This is a genomic window from Microcystis aeruginosa LEGE 91341 (assembly GCF_015206885.1).
GTDB classification, from domain to species: domain Bacteria; phylum Cyanobacteriota; class Cyanobacteriia; order Cyanobacteriales; family Microcystaceae; genus Microcystis; species Microcystis aeruginosa_H.
The window spans coordinates 1-2,012 of the sequence record NZ_JADEXY010000249.1 but is presented as its reverse complement, the minus strand read 5'-3'; the positions used below and the strand labels follow the sequence as shown (position 1 = coordinate 2,012).

Genomic DNA, 2,012 nt, shown 5'->3' with positions numbered 1-2,012 from the left:
AGATGTGTATAAGAGACAGGAAGATGCGGGGGGGGGAGTGGGTATTGCCGTTACCACTTCTTCCCCGGGGTCGGTGTCCCCGTTGTGATCAAAATCTTGGTCATTAAGATAGGGAATAATTCGTTCCTTGGCCTCAGCATAAATTAAAGGACTGACAGTTTCAGCCGCAGGAACTACCCGACAATAAACTAGGGCGATAGTGGAGTTATCGTGACCGTTTTTCTGGTTAGCTAGTTGTAATAAACTTTCCCCCACGGCCGTCACGGTTTTCTCTCCTCGCAAAAGGGGCAGAATTTCACTGTCCCAGTATTGTTCTACCCGATCATAATCACTTAAACCATCGGAACAGAGCAGAAAAACACAGTCTTGATCAACAATCAACCTCTGAACCGTGGGATGGAGATTAGTGGCGCTACCCATGCCCAAAGCTTGCACCAAAGCCCCCGCGTTGGGATACTGTATCGCATCACGATAGAGGAGATAGCCTAATTTCACTTCCCTAGAAGCGAGATCATCATCTACCGTCACTTGATGACAACCTTGGGGGGTAATCCAATAGATACGGGAATCCCCCACATGGGCTGCATACATTTCCTCGGCATGGCCAAAGGCCATAACTAGAGTCGTACCCATGCGCCGGCGATCTTGTCTTGACTCCTGATCGTTGCGTTGACTGATCAGATCATTGGTGACACGAATCGCCTGTTCGAGGACAAGACTGTAACTATCGGGATAGACTTCCCTATCAGTGGTGGGACTGGGATTAATTTCCCTAGGCAGGGTTTCGATCGCCAATTGAGCAGCGATTTCGCCCCCTTCCTGACCACCGATGCCATCACAGACAATCGCCAGGGGCTTGCCCTGAGCTTTGTCGAAGGGATTTTGACCATTAGACAGGGTTATGGCCTGATTAGCTGGGGGATAACAGGCATCCTCGTTGTGTTCCCGCAGTGGACCTGTATCGGTGCAGGTAAAAATCTCATAGGTGCGTTCTTGACCTGCACCGTAGTGCTGTAGTGCATAATCGAGGATCGTGATCAGGGACTCTGGGCGATCAAGATCACCGGATTCTAGTTCTTGGGTTAGGGATGTGAGAAAATCTTGAATATTAGCAGCTGCCGTCGGGATCAGACCAGCCCAGAAAGCCCCTAAATCTCGTAAATTGGGAGCGGCGGCCTCGTCTTTGCTTAATTCTAGCAATTGCAGCAGCTGATTATTCACTCTCGTCAGAAAAGGGTTAAGCAGACTAGAAACCACAGCTTTTTTCTGGAGGGGATGCCAGAGTTTGGCCATTTGCCATAACCAGTGAATTTGTCTTAAATCGGAAGCTTGCGACCAAACCTCGGCCAGAGTGGGCAATAGTTCTGGATAAATTAATTCTCCCGTTTCATCGAGGGGAATTGTGCCGTATTCTAACAGCCAGATGTCCATATTTAAGCGTTCGTCGGGACTGGCAATATAGCCATAGACTTGGGGAATATGGAGATGGAAGGGTAACAATTTTAGGTAGAGGGAAACCCAGCTAGGAGGTTCTTCTGGTGCTTGGGGTGCTTGCGCGGGTTTAGTATCAAGAACAATTTGTGGTTGTTTGACCAAATAACGATTATCAATTAGCTCACCCGCACGATAATAGTTTCTCACCCAATCACCCATCATCCATAAATAGCGCTTAACTAAAGGAGTGCCGCATTTTTCACAGAATCTATTAGTGAGAGCGTTCGGGGATAGACAGGTTAAGTTTTGACATTGGAGGTTTATCACGGAGTCCATGAAAACTGCTTACTCCTAAAGCGCGGTTAGTATAGGTTATTAAAATAGCGTGTTTTTAGCCACGTTAACTGTCAGTGTATTCTAGTGTCTCCTAAATTTTAATACTTGTGGCTCGATCGAGAATAATTAATGCTGACAGTGCCATCTCCATAGTTGTGTCTGGGGTGTAGGAATTATAAATTATGAATTATGAATTATGAAATGGGGAAGTGGGGAAATGGGGAAGTGGGGAAGTGGAGAAG

The 2,012-nt window shown here is 47.0% G+C and carries 1 protein-coding gene; it reads right to left on the bottom strand.

Translation table 11 applies throughout. From position 1 onward, the window contains the following. On the bottom strand, positions 1 to 1,770 hold a 1,770-nt coding region (locus IQ234_RS20605), incomplete at its 3' end, for a PP2C family protein-serine/threonine phosphatase (RefSeq protein ID WP_193958440.1). Positions 1,771 to 2,012 lie beyond the last annotated feature (242 nt).